The 13,297-nt window shown below is 36.2% G+C and carries 15 protein-coding genes and 1 pseudogene; 12 read left to right on the forward strand and 4 right to left on the reverse strand.

Annotated elements, in window-relative coordinates; translation table 11 throughout:
- The first annotated feature begins 16 nt into the window (after positions 1 to 16).
- A pseudogene (locus CVN76_RS09155) lies at positions 17 to 177 on the forward strand (DUF4083 family protein).
- Positions 178 to 318: 141 nt separating this feature from the next.
- Positions 319 to 666: a DUF6176 family protein gene (locus tag CVN76_RS09160; protein ID WP_100531003.1), complete on the forward strand. Its 348-nt coding sequence runs from the start codon at positions 319 to 321 to the stop codon at positions 664 to 666.
- A 601-nt stretch (positions 667 to 1,267) separates the two neighbouring features.
- Here CVN76_RS09160 and CVN76_RS09165 read toward each other — a convergent pair.
- A complete protein-coding gene (locus CVN76_RS09165; protein WP_100531004.1) occupies positions 1,268 to 2,401 on the reverse strand; it encodes a DUF418 domain-containing protein in 1,134 nt (377 codons plus the stop codon).
- Between the two features lie 131 nt (positions 2,402 to 2,532).
- Between CVN76_RS09165 and CVN76_RS09170 the strand changes: the two genes are divergently transcribed.
- The 10 genes from CVN76_RS09170 (at position 2,533) to CVN76_RS09215 (ending at position 11,012) form a co-directional block, all read left to right on the forward strand.
- Positions 2,533 to 3,423: a TetR/AcrR family transcriptional regulator gene (locus CVN76_RS09170; protein WP_100531005.1), complete on the forward strand. Its 891-nt coding sequence runs from the start codon at positions 2,533 to 2,535 to the stop codon at positions 3,421 to 3,423.
- 571 nt (positions 3,424 to 3,994) lie between these two features.
- Positions 3,995 to 4,261: a CPCC family cysteine-rich protein gene (locus CVN76_RS09175; RefSeq protein WP_100530167.1), complete on the forward strand. Its 267-nt coding sequence runs from the start codon at positions 3,995 to 3,997 to the stop codon at positions 4,259 to 4,261.
- Positions 4,262 to 4,511: 250 nt separating this feature from the next.
- On the forward strand, positions 4,512 to 5,054 hold the full coding sequence (locus CVN76_RS09180) for a sigma-70 family RNA polymerase sigma factor (protein WP_100531006.1): 543 nt from the start codon (positions 4,512 to 4,514) through the stop codon (positions 5,052 to 5,054).
- Positions 5,047 to 6,450 carry a DUF4179 domain-containing protein gene (locus CVN76_RS09185; protein ID WP_157805610.1) on the forward strand — a complete coding sequence of 468 codons (1,404 nt, stop codon included), beginning with the start codon at positions 5,047 to 5,049 and terminating at the stop codon, positions 6,448 to 6,450. The genes CVN76_RS09180 and CVN76_RS09185 overlap by 8 nt, the downstream gene beginning before the upstream one ends.
- A 709-nt stretch (positions 6,451 to 7,159) precedes the next feature.
- A complete protein-coding gene (locus CVN76_RS09190) occupies positions 7,160 to 7,573 on the forward strand; it encodes a hypothetical protein (RefSeq protein ID WP_100531008.1) in 414 nt (137 codons plus the stop codon).
- A gap of 240 nt (positions 7,574 to 7,813) precedes the next feature.
- Positions 7,814 to 8,212 carry a hypothetical protein gene (locus CVN76_RS09195; RefSeq protein ID WP_100531009.1) on the forward strand — a complete coding sequence of 133 codons (399 nt, stop codon included), beginning with the start codon at positions 7,814 to 7,816 and terminating at the stop codon, positions 8,210 to 8,212.
- Between the two features lie 146 nt (positions 8,213 to 8,358).
- Entirely contained in the window at positions 8,359 to 8,865 is a 507-nt protein-coding gene (locus CVN76_RS09200; RefSeq protein WP_232732149.1) for a DUF4367 domain-containing protein, read from the forward strand.
- A gap of 135 nt (positions 8,866 to 9,000) precedes the next feature.
- Positions 9,001 to 9,462 carry a hypothetical protein gene (locus CVN76_RS09205; RefSeq protein ID WP_100531010.1) on the forward strand — a complete coding sequence of 154 codons (462 nt, stop codon included), beginning with the start codon at positions 9,001 to 9,003 and terminating at the stop codon, positions 9,460 to 9,462.
- A 185-nt stretch (positions 9,463 to 9,647) separates the two neighbouring features.
- Positions 9,648 to 10,064 (forward strand): hypothetical protein, encoded by a 417-nt coding sequence (locus tag CVN76_RS09210; RefSeq protein ID WP_100531011.1) that lies wholly within the window; start codon positions 9,648 to 9,650, stop codon positions 10,062 to 10,064.
- Positions 10,065 to 10,262: 198 nt separating this feature from the next.
- On the forward strand, positions 10,263 to 11,012 hold the full coding sequence (locus CVN76_RS09215; RefSeq protein WP_157805612.1) for a DUF3888 domain-containing protein: 750 nt from the start codon (positions 10,263 to 10,265) through the stop codon (positions 11,010 to 11,012).
- A gap of 167 nt (positions 11,013 to 11,179) precedes the next feature.
- Here CVN76_RS09215 and gerQ read toward each other — a convergent pair whose 3' ends face one another.
- The 3 genes from gerQ to CVN76_RS09230 form a co-directional block, all read right to left on the reverse strand.
- Entirely contained in the window at positions 11,180 to 11,647 is a 468-nt protein-coding gene (gerQ, locus tag CVN76_RS09220; RefSeq protein ID WP_100531013.1) for a spore coat protein GerQ, read from the reverse strand.
- Between the two features lie 22 nt (positions 11,648 to 11,669).
- On the reverse strand, positions 11,670 to 12,146 hold the full coding sequence (locus CVN76_RS09225) for a cell wall hydrolase (RefSeq protein ID WP_061140921.1): 477 nt from the start codon (positions 12,144 to 12,146) through the stop codon (positions 11,670 to 11,672).
- A 340-nt stretch (positions 12,147 to 12,486) separates the two neighbouring features.
- Positions 12,487 to 13,167 carry a TetR/AcrR family transcriptional regulator gene (locus CVN76_RS09230; protein WP_100531014.1) on the reverse strand — a complete coding sequence of 227 codons (681 nt, stop codon included), beginning with the start codon at positions 13,165 to 13,167 and terminating at the stop codon, positions 12,487 to 12,489.
- Positions 13,168 to 13,297 lie beyond the last annotated feature (130 nt).

Consider the following 13,297-nt stretch of genomic DNA (forward strand, 5'->3'; position numbering starts at 1 on the left):
AATGAATATTGGCGATATGTTATATCAACTAGTTTTCCTTATTTTTATATTTGGAATTTTTTCTGGTGTGTTTTTTCTTGTTCGTTCTTTAGTTACTAAACAACCAAACAAGTCAGAAAATATGAACAAAAGCTTGATAGAATTATTGATTTACTTGAAAAGGATAAGAAAGATTAAACTTCTCCGTAACAGGTGTGGTAACTAAAGATCGGAGCTGTCTTTCAGGCAGCTTTTTCTTATGGCACTAAAGGGGCAGGTTAGTTGAAGAAGAATTAAGAATTGCACGGAATACTGAAGTAAAAATTAAGGTGGGATATTGTGAATGTAGAATTAACAAGGTTTAGAGTAAATGAAGGTAAATCAGAAATAGTAGATGAATGGATGAAATTTTTAAAGGACAATATGAAGGATGTACTTATTACTTTAGAAGGTGAAAGGATGTATGTTGAAACCATATTTAGAGAGAAGCTTGATGGGAATGAGTATTTATATTGGTACTCATTACAAGGAGAAGGTGGTCAAAATGTCGAAGAATCAAGCCATTGGATTGATAAAAAGCATTTAAAATATTGGGAGGAATGTATAGACTCAAGTTTTAGACCTGTTGACCTAAATACGGAGGTTGTTATGATACCTGAGAAAGTTAGGGATATAATGAAACCGTAATTTATATTAAATTTACAGTAATGGTTATTAGGTGTTTTGTGAAGGATTACACTTAAACTAACAGATGCGTTAGTTGAACAAGGAGTTGTCTTTAAGGCAGCTTTTTTATGCAACTAAAGGGGCAGGTTAGTTCATTAAGATGTATCACGCAGTTGACACAATCTGTGAGGTAGTGAAAAAAAAGAGCCTGCAAAAGCAATGGCTCAAAGTTTAACACCCTCAGATATCCGATCATAGACCATAGGTAAGTGTTTAATTAAATCATTCTCGTCGTAATCTTGGTCTTCAAGTTTTAGAAAATAATTGTCTATTGCTCTTTTTATAAAAGCATTCTTTTTATTTATCATATATCTCCATCCTACTTTGAGATTCTATATCAAATCTGATGTTGTATAACCCAACCGCATAAAATATATACAGGACTGTATATATTTTTCAACAACAAATAATGAAAATAGATTTTAATGAACAGCCCAAATAAACTACGTGGAAACAAAAGCTTAATCATTTTCATTGGCTTTTTCAACTAAGGTTGAGTGGCCGTAACCATTAATACCCACCACTGCATTAGGACGCCCTGTGATCATGCCATTCTTCTCTCCTAAGATGCTCTACTTCTTTTTCTCGGAAAATTGGTTAGCCATTTCCATGCCCACTCAAAAGGGCCTGTTGAAAAATAACGAAGCCAAACATGTGAAAATATTACCATAACAACTGAGATAGCAAACCAAATAGCGATAATAGATAGAGCATTTAATTTATATAGACCCAGTCCCAATCCCCAACCATAAAACACAACTGAAGCAATGACATTTTGCAGCATATAGTTGCTTAATGCCATTTTTCCAATGGCCTCGAATGAATTAAAGAGCCTCAATTTCTTATACTTATCCAATAACCAAGCAATAACCCCCATGTAAAACAAAGCCATAATAGGGGCAAAGATGTATCGAACCGGAAATAGTGCCGCCTCATATGGAAGAAAGCTTAACAAATTAAGTGGGACTGCTATAAAGCCAAAGGCAATAAATTTTTTTCGAATATTGATCACTATACCGGTATCAACGGTGAAAACCTTATTTCTCATTAGCAATATTCCAATGATAAATAAACAAATATTTTGCGGAATGATAAAAATCGCTTCCGCACGAAGTAACCAGAAATGATCCAATCTATAGATCCATTGCTCAGCCCATGTCCCTGTAGGGTAAACAGGAGAACTAAGAGACATCGAAAAATCGTCTGGTGAGAGGGAAACAGCCATTGTCAAAGCTGTCACGTTTAGAATATGAATCGTTCCCATGACGTATAGCCATCTCAGCATTTTCTTTTGTGGTAATTTAGCAATAAAAGCTACTATGATTGCAGTAATTCCATAGCTCATTAACACGTCTGCTTCAATTACAAATACATAATGCAGAATACCATCTAAAAAGAGCAGAACCGAACCCCAAATATATATTCCAGGCCACTCCCAATCTCTCCTTAAAGCTTGTTGACGCTTAATTTCTAATCCTATCCCAAACATAATGGTTAACATGCTGAGAAGCTTTCCATTGACAAAAAATAAAAACAACGAGCTAATAAAGGCATCCCATGAAGACCACCACATCATTTCACCTAAAAGGTAATCATTTTGCGTGTTCGTTAAAGCAGCAAAAAACCATATATTCGTACCAAGCGTTCCGATAATAGCAAATCCTCGTAAAATATCTAATAATCTAATCCTTTTCATACATTCAACCTTTCTTTGAAAACGTTCGTATATAAATAGTAAACGTTCGGTTATAAAAATGCAATATTTGTGGTAAAATGAAGTAGAATGACATTTATACAGTACCCATCGTTTATTAAGGAGGCTTTTACATGAAACAGACTAAGAATAAGATGATAGACTCAGCGATTATCCTTTTTGCAGATAAAGGGGTCCAAGCTACATCTATTCGTGATATTACTGAAGCATGCGGCCTATCAAAAGGGGCATTCTACAATCATTTCCCCACTAAGGAATCCCTTCTTACTCATATCATTGAGGATCATATCAATGTTTTTCAATCAGAAGTTCAAAGAACGTTAACGATCTCGAATCCTCAAGAACGGTTGAAACAACAAATTTTCGTTCAATTTGATTATATTCAGCAGCATCAAGAGCTGTTTATCATACTCAACCGAGAAAAATACTCTTGGTTTAATGAAGACATTGAAAATTATTTTAATGAGATAGACAAGCAAATATTAAATCTCTTTCAAGAAAGTATTCAAGCCGTTCACTCAGAATGCACGTTACAACAGACGTACAGTCTTTCTTTTATTCTTAATAGCCAAATTGTTTCATACACTCTTCTTTTATTGGATGGGAATGAAATGGATCTCAACTTAATGGTCACAAGTTTACTAAATTTAATCAAAGATATTAAAGATGGAATGATTTCAAGAAATGAATCTGGTCCCCTTCCCCTAGGGTGGCTTCAAGAAACAATCGGAATAAATGAAACGGAAAATAGTAAGATGTCTTTTGAAGAAATTTTTCAACAAGTTTACGAACAAATTATTCAAATGGATGATGCGACTAATAAGTCTCAATGGATAGAAGCTCTTAAATGTCTACAACGAGAAAATGGTCAAATAACATCCAATTCCTTCGTTTTAAAAAGTATTCTTTCTAGCCTTCTGAAGGAGCCTGAACTGAAGTCCGTTTACACGAGCCTAACTAGGCTCTTAACTGAAGTTGAAAAGAAACGAAGAACGGCAGAATGAGAAGAATCCCTTTATTAAATACCAACAAAAAGAGTAGGTAGAATTTGAAAATGGGAGGTTTAAGAAGTCATTTTATAGAACCTAGTGGTCCAAATGATCCAACAAATATATTCCATATTTATATGTATTACCTTTCAAAAGTTGAAAGAAAAACACTTTCCATTCAATTTTTCTGGAAATATAATGGAAACAATAGGAGGAAATGAGAATTCCATGCACCAATGCATAAAGAGCATAATGAACGGGTAGAAGAATTTCACCAAAGACACGCTGCTCAAGTGGCTAACGGAAACAGCCAAGCTCGAAACGTCTTTTTTTCATAAAGTACTTGCTCCTCTTAAAGTTGTGAAATAACATCTTTTTCTGCTCCTGCTCTTTAAGGAGCAGTTATTTTTTTGATCTTATGTGACACAGTATGTGTCAAATCTACAAAAGTCCTTAATGAACTAACGGGTGCGTTAGCTGAAGATCGGAGCTGTCTTTAAGGCAGCTTTTTCTTGTGGAAGTAAAGGGGCAGGTTAGTTGAACAAGAAAGTATGGTAAAATTCATAAAAAGTATCGAGGTGATTGTATGAAATATACTTGTCTTTGCTGTGGATATAAAACATTAGATGAAGAACCAACCGATACATATGCAATTTGCAAAATATGCTTTTGGGAAGATGATGGTGTTCAATTTCGAGACCCTGATTACGAAGGCGGGGCTAATGAAGTTTCATTAAGGCAAGCACAAAAAAACTTCGTAAAGTTTGGGGCATGCGAAGAAGGCTGTATTGAGTTTGTAAGAAAACCAAATGAGAAAGAGATAAAAGACCCTAACTGGAAACCGTTTATTTAGAGAAAGCTAACAGGTGCGTTAGCTTACGGGGCAGGTTAGCTACATAAGAAGTGCTTTTAAATGATGTCAGCACACTCGAAAAGCATTGTAAGGCTTTCAAGAAAAATAGAAAGCGGAAACCAAAAATGGTTTCCGCCTTTTGTTTTGAACTTAGGATTTTAATGAAAGATATTCTTTTCTTGGAAAATACTTAAATTTTTTTGAAACTTTTCTTGTGTATAGTTCCACTAATTAGTAAAGGGGGTCAAATATGATGGCAATTGAAAGCCACCGGCTTGTTAAAAAAGCAATCAAAGGTAATAAAAGCGCCTTTGGAAAGTTAGTTCAACAACATTATGAAAGAATTTACCGTACTGCCTATCTTTATGTACATAACGAAGAAGATGCGCTGGATGCTGTCCAAGAAGCAACCTATCAGGCATTTACATCTATCCATTCGTTAAAAAATCCGGAGTATTTTTTGACCTGGTTCACCAGGATTGTCATACGATGTTCGGTACATATCTTAAATAAAGAAAGCAATGTCGTACCTTTGAGTGATGAGATATTGGCAAACCTGCCTGGCCAGGTCAATCCTAACATTGAAGAATCATCTCAGTTGCTTCATGCAATACAGCAACTGAGAGAGAATTACCGAACTGTTATTATTCTATTTTACTATTATGATTACCCAATAAAAACAATTAGCAATGTCATGGGAATTCCTGAGAGTACAGTAAAAACTTATTTAAGCAGAGGGAAAGCGGAATTGAAAGCATCCTATAAACATGAGGAGGACGAATGCCATGGATAACAAGGATTTCAAATCAGCAATAGAGCAAATACCTGTGCCCAAAGAAAAGGTATTTAGCGCCATTTCCCAAGGGATAAACAAGGAAAGCGACAAGGGGAAGATAAAGAAAAAGAAGGTTCTTGCAGGTGTGGTGACTGCTGCTCTTCTAGGAATCACTGTTGCCTCCGGATTCGTTCATCCGACAATGAATAGAGTATTGGCTAATACCCCTTTGATAGGCGGGATTTTTCAAGAATTTAATGATCCAACAGGCTTGAAATTAGCTAACGAGGATGGAGTTACAGAATTAAACCAATCTATTACAAAAAATGGGGTAACTGTAAAACTGACCAGCGCTTACTTTGATGGCAATGTAGTATCCATTACAGGATTTGTAGATGAAGATGTTGAAAAGGGGCATAACGAAAAAGGAGAAGTAAGCTTTGATGTAAACTTTGAACACAATAAAGGGGATCATGACCCTTGGCTAAATGGAAAATCAAATGACATTAAGAAAGTGGAAAATGGATATAACTTTCAATGGAAAATGGTATATCCTTATAAATCATTTAAGGAGAATTCTACTCTTCCCATAACGATTCATAATATCAACGGGATAAAAGGTGAATGGAATTTTGATATCCCAATTCAACAAGAAAAAAATCGTGCACTTGCTATTAACCAAGAGCAAGGATATCCGGAAGATGAGGTGAAGATCCGTATTAAAGAAATACTCACTGCTAAGGCATCATCTTCACTTATATATGAGACCGTGGAGAAATTCAAAGGTGATGATATTTATTTAAAAGTAGTTGATAATAAAGGAAAAGTGTATAGGTTTGGAGATGGAACTTTACTAGATGAGTCAAAACAAAAAGATGGATATCAAAGTACCATAAGAAGAGAAATGACCAAGCTCAATACAGATATTACTTCACTTACCTTTTATCCTCAGTTATCTGCAACAGATCCAAAAGTACAACAGCTTTTGAATATTAAATCTTTCACCTTAAAAAGCACAAGGTTCAATTTAGGCCTGCAGGTAAATGATGTTACTCAAAAAGGTGAGGAATTGGTAATAGATTATCAACTTACAGGACTTCAGAAGAATTTGAGTAAAGGTAAACTTGAAGTAATTAACCATAATTTGCAATACCTTTTGTGGTTGGTTGATAAGGAATATTTAACTAAGATTGACCCGGAGAATCCAGGGATACCTAAAAACCACGGTATTCCCTTTAATGAAGTAAAAATGATTGATAAGGCAACTGCACACTTTCAATCTACTTTTGACTTAAACGGAGAAGAAAGGATGAAGGATTTCAAGCTGGAGAATACAATGTTGATATTTGATTTTTCAAGTTTTATCCCAACTAAGGAATTAAAACCATTTACTGTTCAAGTAAGGAATGAATAAGTAATTAATGTAGCTCATTTAATGCCCTATAGTTGACGAGTGGATTTCTATTTCTAGGGCGATGACTTATGTAAGTCATCGTCTTTTTTTTATTAGTTAGAAGTTGTTCCTAGAGCTTATGCCAATTTTGATAATGCTGAAACTCAAAAAGCTTATTTGAATTAGGTTACGAATCAGTCTATGATTCATTAGAAAGAAGTAACAGGTATTTTAACCACGAATTAAAGTTACCTGTACAAATTCCCCCAATTCCATTTACACATTTATTTGGTAGGAATAAGCATGAGGATAGAAATAACAGTACACTTGAAATCGAATATATAAATCAAAAGGGTTCTCCCTTTGGAATTACAATATTTACAATTGAATCAAAAGTTCAATTGAGTGAACTAGATAGCAGAGCACAGTTCTTCACCTTGAAGGATGGGAGTAAAGCCGGTTATATTTCTAAGCCACCGCGCAAAATGATTAATCTTTTTTACTTTGAGAAAAATGACTGGCAGTATCTTTTTAGGATTCACTCTGATACCTCTAACGTTATTACACCAGAATTATTAGTTGAAATTGCAGATTCCATACAATAATTTACCGCAGAATTTGTGTCAACTCTGCGATAAGTCTGATAGAACTAACCGGGCAGTTTAGTTTAATAAAGATTAACAAATTGAGAAGAATAAGGAGTAGGTAAAATAATATGAGGTGAATCTTGATGATTAAACAATACATAATCTTTTTTGGATTATTGTTATTTGTTATTACTCCTTTACAAACTGTTAAGGCAGAAACTGTTTCAAATTCGGAAAGAGAGTATTTCACGACAGAGGATATCGTTGCAGATATTGTGTTTCCGTCTATCGATAGAATAGTTACAAAAGAGTATGAGGGTGATTATTTCGTAGGCTGGCAATGGAAAAGAATTGTTGGTATAACTTACAATAACAATCATTCTTATGATGTTTCTATTAAGATTGAAGTACCTTTAAAGGAAAATCCAAATGAATTTAGCGAGGATTTAATTAAAGTAAGAATTTCTCCATCTTGTGATAGTGAGAAACTTAATAAGCAGTTATGTGATCACGATTTCAAAATGAAAATTTTAGAATACAAACATTTGTCTCAATAAGAATTATTACCTTTATACTCAACTAACAGGTATGTTAGCTTAAATCTGAGCCATTCAAGTAAAAGCAAATATCATCCATTGTACATCTTTAACGCACAGTGAATGACGTTTGCTTTTTTCTTATGGATCTAAAGGGGCAGGATAGATAAAGTGGGCTATTCAATTTTTTTGAAATAAAGGACATAAAATAAATAGAACCCCACACAATAAGCATGAACTAATAATAAAGGGGGAGGTTTTATGTCGGTGTTGAAGGAAACCCTGAAAAAAGTACTTCTTTTATGTGCAGTATGTATAACCTTTTCACAAAGTGTTCAAGCAGAAGATAATCATGAACAAGAAGGGAAAGTAGTTTATCAAATCCACTATGATTATGAACCAATCTATAAGTTACTAAAAGTTAGTCAGAAGGAATATGACCAATACTGGGAAGATGGTCTTTCTATTGCTGAAATGGCAAAGAAACAGGGTATTTCAAGAAGAGATGTGGAAGGCTATTTTATAAGTTTACACTATAACGAAATGCAAAAGTGGAGAAAAAAAGGTGCCCTATCAGAATTTAATTATTTCAACCTTGTCTATAGGTTAAAAGAACATGACATCGAGGATTTTATTGATACCAATCCAAATCATCCTTGATGAACTAACGGGTGCGTTAACTGAAGATTGGAGCTATCTTTCAGGCGGTTTTTTTGTTATGCAACTAAAGGGGCAGGTCAGTTTAATAAGCAACAGCAAATTGGGAAAACTACCTATTTAAAAACCAAACAGGAAGAGGTAGTAAATTGAGCTTACTTTTTATACGTTTATTTGTTGCTTTTATTCTAATTCAGAACGTTCCACTAATAGTTCAAGCTAAAGAAATTAAATATAATCACGATAGTATAACTATTTCTGAAATCAAGAAGAAAGTTGATTTTAAAGTAGTTGTTCCTCACAATATTCCTAATGATTGGACGTTAGAAATAAAAACATACCCTTGGGATGAAAAAGACAAAATCACTAATTTTAGTTTGCACTATATGGATGGCGACGATAAATATTTGCTAATTAGTATTGATCAAAGGAAGGGACCTTTTAAGAAAGAAATGCACATAAACGAAGAGCAGGTAGATATAAACGGTCATAAGGGCTTTTTTGTAGAATGGGGTAATAGTGGTGAGTTAGATGAAAAGGGAGAACTTGTTACTGGTGGTTTACTTCGTTGGAAACAAGAAGGAACTTATGTAGAAATGCATAGCTCACGGGTATCAAGGAATAAAATGTTGAAAGTTGCAAGATCAATGAAATAGTTTAAAGAACTAGCGGGTACGTTAACTGAAGATCGAAGCTGTCTTTCAGGCAGCTTTTCTTATGGATATGTGTTTTTTTTCGTCTTTTTAGGAAAACTATTCAAAAATTGATTTATACAACAGGAGGCAGCAATATTGAAAAAACTTATTACCTCATTTTTTATTTTTTGCTTAATAGCCACTGGAGTAGTTTCAAATGCAACAGCAGAGGCGGACAATCTATTTAAAACTCCTATCGTAAAGCAATCTCATCAATGGAAAATCGAAATAAAAAAGGGTGAAGAGACGGGAGAAGGTACTAATAATAATGTTGAAAGGTATACTGTAGTTATCACAAATATTGGTGAAGATCTAGATGAAGTTGAATTTAATACTTACAGGAATGAACCAAATACAGAAACAAAATACGGATTAAGTCTTAATGACTTTCAACATGAAAAATTTAAACAGGGACAAGTCTTTGAATTTCAAAATTTCCCTATGTCGGTGAAAGCCAATGAACTTGAATTTGAATTAAGTTGGCACGGAAAACCACACAGTAAAGGAGTTCACGGAAGAAAATACAAGGAAACGTTTATTTTCACGGCTACTAAATAAGAGAAATGAATGGTTGGTGCCCTTTTTACCGCACATCACCTTATAGTACTAAAGCGTGCTTTACCTCATTACTAGGAGCTGATCAGCAGCTCCTTTTCTTATGGGACTAAAGGGGATGTTTAGTTCCATAAGAAAATCGAAAATTGGGGATAATACCTTTAATATTGTTAAAGGAGAGACTTCCAATGAAAACTAAATGGTCTATTTTAATCGTAACTATGCTTATGTTAATAACTGTTAATGTACATGCTCAAACTTCCGAAAAGTATACGGATAATAGCAAGAAACAACTAATCAGTGCAAATGAATTTTATCAAAAGAACGACTTAGATTATTATGAATTCAAATCGGCAACCCTAAATATTAGAGAAAAAATTCTGTATAAAGATTTAAAATCAACAGTTAATAAATATGCGGAAAAATATCAAATAGTTAATAGTTACAATAATCCTCACCCACATATTGATCCGAAGAGGCAGGTATATTTTTTTTGTTCTATTAAAGAGAAAAAAGAAAGTTTTGTCCATAAATATTTAATTGTAGATGCTGAGACAAAAGAGCCAATAACTGAAGGAAACGGAGAAAGGTGGTACTACCATTAAAGGTCTATACTCCCCTCCAATGAGAAACCCAACGCAGACGGAAGAAACTACTTCATTAAGACCTAAATTCTTAATCACCTAACGAAAGCTTATTTTCTATGCAACAATCGGGCAAGGTTAGTTGAATAAAGAAAGAATCAATATTTTTAAAAACGTATGGGAACAGTAAACCTAAACAATATTAGGATAGGTTATATTATGAATCAATTTTTCTTGGGGCTGTCCATAAGTTTGATACTATTGAGTGTTCAACCTCATATAATTACTTCAGCAGAAACTGAATTACATGATAAATTAATTTATGATACATTATTGACTACACTTGACCCATATATATCGGAAGAAGTGGTTCATTATTATGGCTATTATAAACAGTACGGTTTATTTGATGCCAGGATCATAAAGGTTATTAGGAAAAGTGAAGGTAGTTATAGTTTTACGGTAACGGTTCAGGTAAATACATTTGAACACGCTCATAATCCTCCATATGGCAAAGAAACGATCACTTTTGATGTAAGCCCTTTTGGTGTAAAAGTGATTGATTTTGTTCATAAAGGGGATGAGGAGGAAATGAAAATAAAGGAGTTCTATGAGAAAGTTCTTTCGGATATTCAGCAAACGTTTAATTTAAGGTTGGAATCCTTTTCAAAATATAGTTATGAACAACTGCTATATAAATCAGAAAAACAAAAAGAATACAAAGTTCTTTCAGATATTGTCACCGACATTATCGTTAATGATTTAAACCCTGATATAAAACCACCCTATAAAAATGTGATCGATCCAGTTACTTTCATTAAGGGGACCCAAGGTTATATTTTGTTTAAAAGTCCGGATGGGACAAACATCGTTCTTCAAGTGGCTATGGAAAATGGGATATGGGTGGTCGTGGAAAAGAAAAACAAACAAGGCGAGAAAATGCAAAATGAACTGATTTGGTATATGTAATATCATATTAGGCTAGATCGAAGCTGTCTTTCAGGTTAAAAAGATTCATTGAGGCTTCGTTGCTCGATCTTTTGGAAAGTGAGTACAGAAACCATCCTCTAGCAGGTATTTCTTCCACGTAAAAAAAGGTAATTCGGCTGAATTACCTTTTTTGGTGTTCTGCAAGCTCAATCGGATGTCGTCATGGACGCCTGGACATTAGGACTAATTTGTGTCTGAGGATAGTTGATTCGTTCGTCGAATTCGACCCAGTCGAGATTTGCCATCAGCAGCAGGAATCGTTTATCGGTGGACGGGTCGCTAATGATGATGTGGTCACGCCCAGCCGTTTCTACGCGCCCGCGGTAAATCATTGAATTCCATTTGCTGCTGCCTTGGTAAGTGAAGTAGAAGGTACCGATCTTACCTTTGTTGAAGCGCAGGATGTTTTCCATAAAAGATTCTTCGATCGTGCCAGCCGGAAGTTGCTGCCCCGTCCCCATTGGGACGACTGGGGCGGCATACGAAGGTCCAGAAGGCATGGTTTCCCGGAAGCCGCCGTATGGTGGTTGCCCGGCAATGCCATTCATCGTGGAAGCTGGATAAAAACCAGGATGATCATTCATTGGATAATAATTAGAGTCTCCGCAAGTCATGAGAAGATTGCTCCTTTTTAATTCAACTATAAAACTCTGGACAATAGCCCGGTACGCCGACATAAAAGCAATGATTCTTGTGTGAAAAATCGAACTGCGTCATGGGCGACCTTGGCATGGTGGCGGTACAGGGTGCTCGGTATTTTTTCCCCGGACTGGGATTGAAAAACCACAAACTATTTCGGGCCCGCGGGTCCCGATACCCATGCAATACATTCCTGGCCCTCTGAAGGTCAGCTTCATTGGGGCGTTGTGTATACAAGGTTCCATTCAAGACGGGCTCGAAGTGAGGAGTTTCAGTTCCGGGTATCGTTTGATAAATCGCATGTCTGATATTGCGCAATCCTCTGAAGTCAGGGGCACAGTCAGCCTCGACCCGATTGGCCACAACCGTTCCCACCATGTTCATGCCCTGGACTCCCTCACCGCTCGCTTCCGCCTTCATGAGTCTCGCCAACTCCTCCACGTCTCGTGAATTATGTTTTATTCGTCGACCCATTTTCTCGCCCCCCTTCAGCCTATACAGGTAGCTTATTGCCCAAAGCTGGTTTTGGTAACTTGGCTAACAGCCCATTGTTACATGATCCTTGGGCAATTTTTATCGTTTGTAAGCTACTAGATAACTTTAATTAATGAAGGGGTTTTTCATTTGAATGAAAAGATAGCTGGGTGTACGGCAATGTTAGATTCCAACTTCTTATGTACAGTTATTGGCTTTTGGTAAAATGAGAATTTTAATATGGATTCCCTTGAAGTTTCAGTTATTTCCCCACGAAGATATACGGTGAACGTCATGGAAAGCGCCCATCCGAAAAAACGACTGAACGTTGTTTTAGATTCTACTTCTCCTGCTCCTGTATCACTTGCTCAATCCCTGCCAGAATCAGCTTCAAACCGAATTCAAACGAACGATCGGACCCCATCAGGTTGAAAAGCCCATCTGTGAACATTCTCCGGAACAGTCCTGCGTCCGACTCGCTCATGGAGTTCAGAAGGCGGGTCACCTCCTCGCCAGGATTCGTTTCCTGGTCTTTCATGATGGCAGAAACATTCCGTTCATGCTGATAATCGTCTAGAACGAAGTAATAGATATAATTCACAAGCGTGGTGACCACTTGCATTTTCTGCTCTTGCTCAAGCGTCGTCGATTCCACGCAAAGCAGCATGCGGTTGGTGAACCGGATGATGTCCGGTTCGTGGGGCAGCGTCATCATCATGAGCTGTGTTGAGCAAGGATATTGGCTGAGCACACTCCGTACCGTTACCGCAAGGACCGTCAGCTGCTCCTTCCAGTCACCGTCGGAGTGAAACTCCTTCAGGATCATTTTGGATACATGGTTGGCCAGCCGCTGGTAGAGGTCCTGCTTGCTCTTGAAGTACCAGTACAGAGAGGGAGCCTGAATTCCAAGCCGGGTGGCCAAGCGTCTCATGCTGAATTTCTCGATGCCCTCCTCCCCCAGAAGCTCCCATGAAGCTTCTATGATCTTATCCTCCGAAATCTGGGGCTGTTGCTTTTTCATTGATATAGCCTCCTTATAACTAACGGTGTAAGTTTATGATTTACATGGTCATAGGTGTATGATATCATCTAATACTGTAAGGGGCAATCTAACACCGTTAGATTTAAACCTATAATAATGATGAAAGTGG

The organism is Bacillus sp. mrc49, assembly GCF_002803435.1.

Coding starts and splice junctions, on each gene's coding strand:
- CVN76_RS09165 (WP_100531004.1), bottom strand. CDS start 2,401: ATGAAAAGGATTAGATTATTAGATATTTTACGAGGATTTGCTATTATC.
- CVN76_RS09170 (WP_100531005.1), top strand. CDS start 2,533: ATGAAACAGACTAAGAATAAGATGATAGACTCAGCGATTATCCTTTTT.
- CVN76_RS09175 (WP_100530167.1), top strand. CDS start 3,995: ATGAAATATACTTGTCTTTGCTGTGGATATAAAACATTAGATGAAGAA.
- CVN76_RS09180 (WP_100531006.1), top strand. CDS start 4,512: ATGATGGCAATTGAAAGCCACCGGCTTGTTAAAAAAGCAATCAAAGGT.
- CVN76_RS09185 (WP_157805610.1), top strand. CDS start 5,047: ATGGATAACAAGGATTTCAAATCAGCAATAGAGCAAATACCTGTGCCC.
- CVN76_RS09190 (WP_100531008.1), top strand. CDS start 7,160: ATGATTAAACAATACATAATCTTTTTTGGATTATTGTTATTTGTTATT.
- CVN76_RS09195 (WP_100531009.1), top strand. CDS start 7,814: ATGTCGGTGTTGAAGGAAACCCTGAAAAAAGTACTTCTTTTATGTGCA.
- CVN76_RS09210 (WP_100531011.1), top strand. CDS start 9,648: ATGAAAACTAAATGGTCTATTTTAATCGTAACTATGCTTATGTTAATA.
- CVN76_RS09215 (WP_157805612.1), top strand. CDS start 10,263: ATGAATCAATTTTTCTTGGGGCTGTCCATAAGTTTGATACTATTGAGT.
- gerQ (WP_100531013.1), bottom strand. CDS start 11,647: ATGACTTGCGGAGACTCTAATTATTATCCAATGAATGATCATCCTGGT.
- CVN76_RS09225 (WP_061140921.1), bottom strand. CDS start 12,146: ATGGGTCGACGAATAAAACATAATTCACGAGACGTGGAGGAGTTGGCG.
- CVN76_RS09230 (WP_100531014.1), bottom strand. CDS start 13,167: ATGAAAAAGCAACAGCCCCAGATTTCGGAGGATAAGATCATAGAAGCT.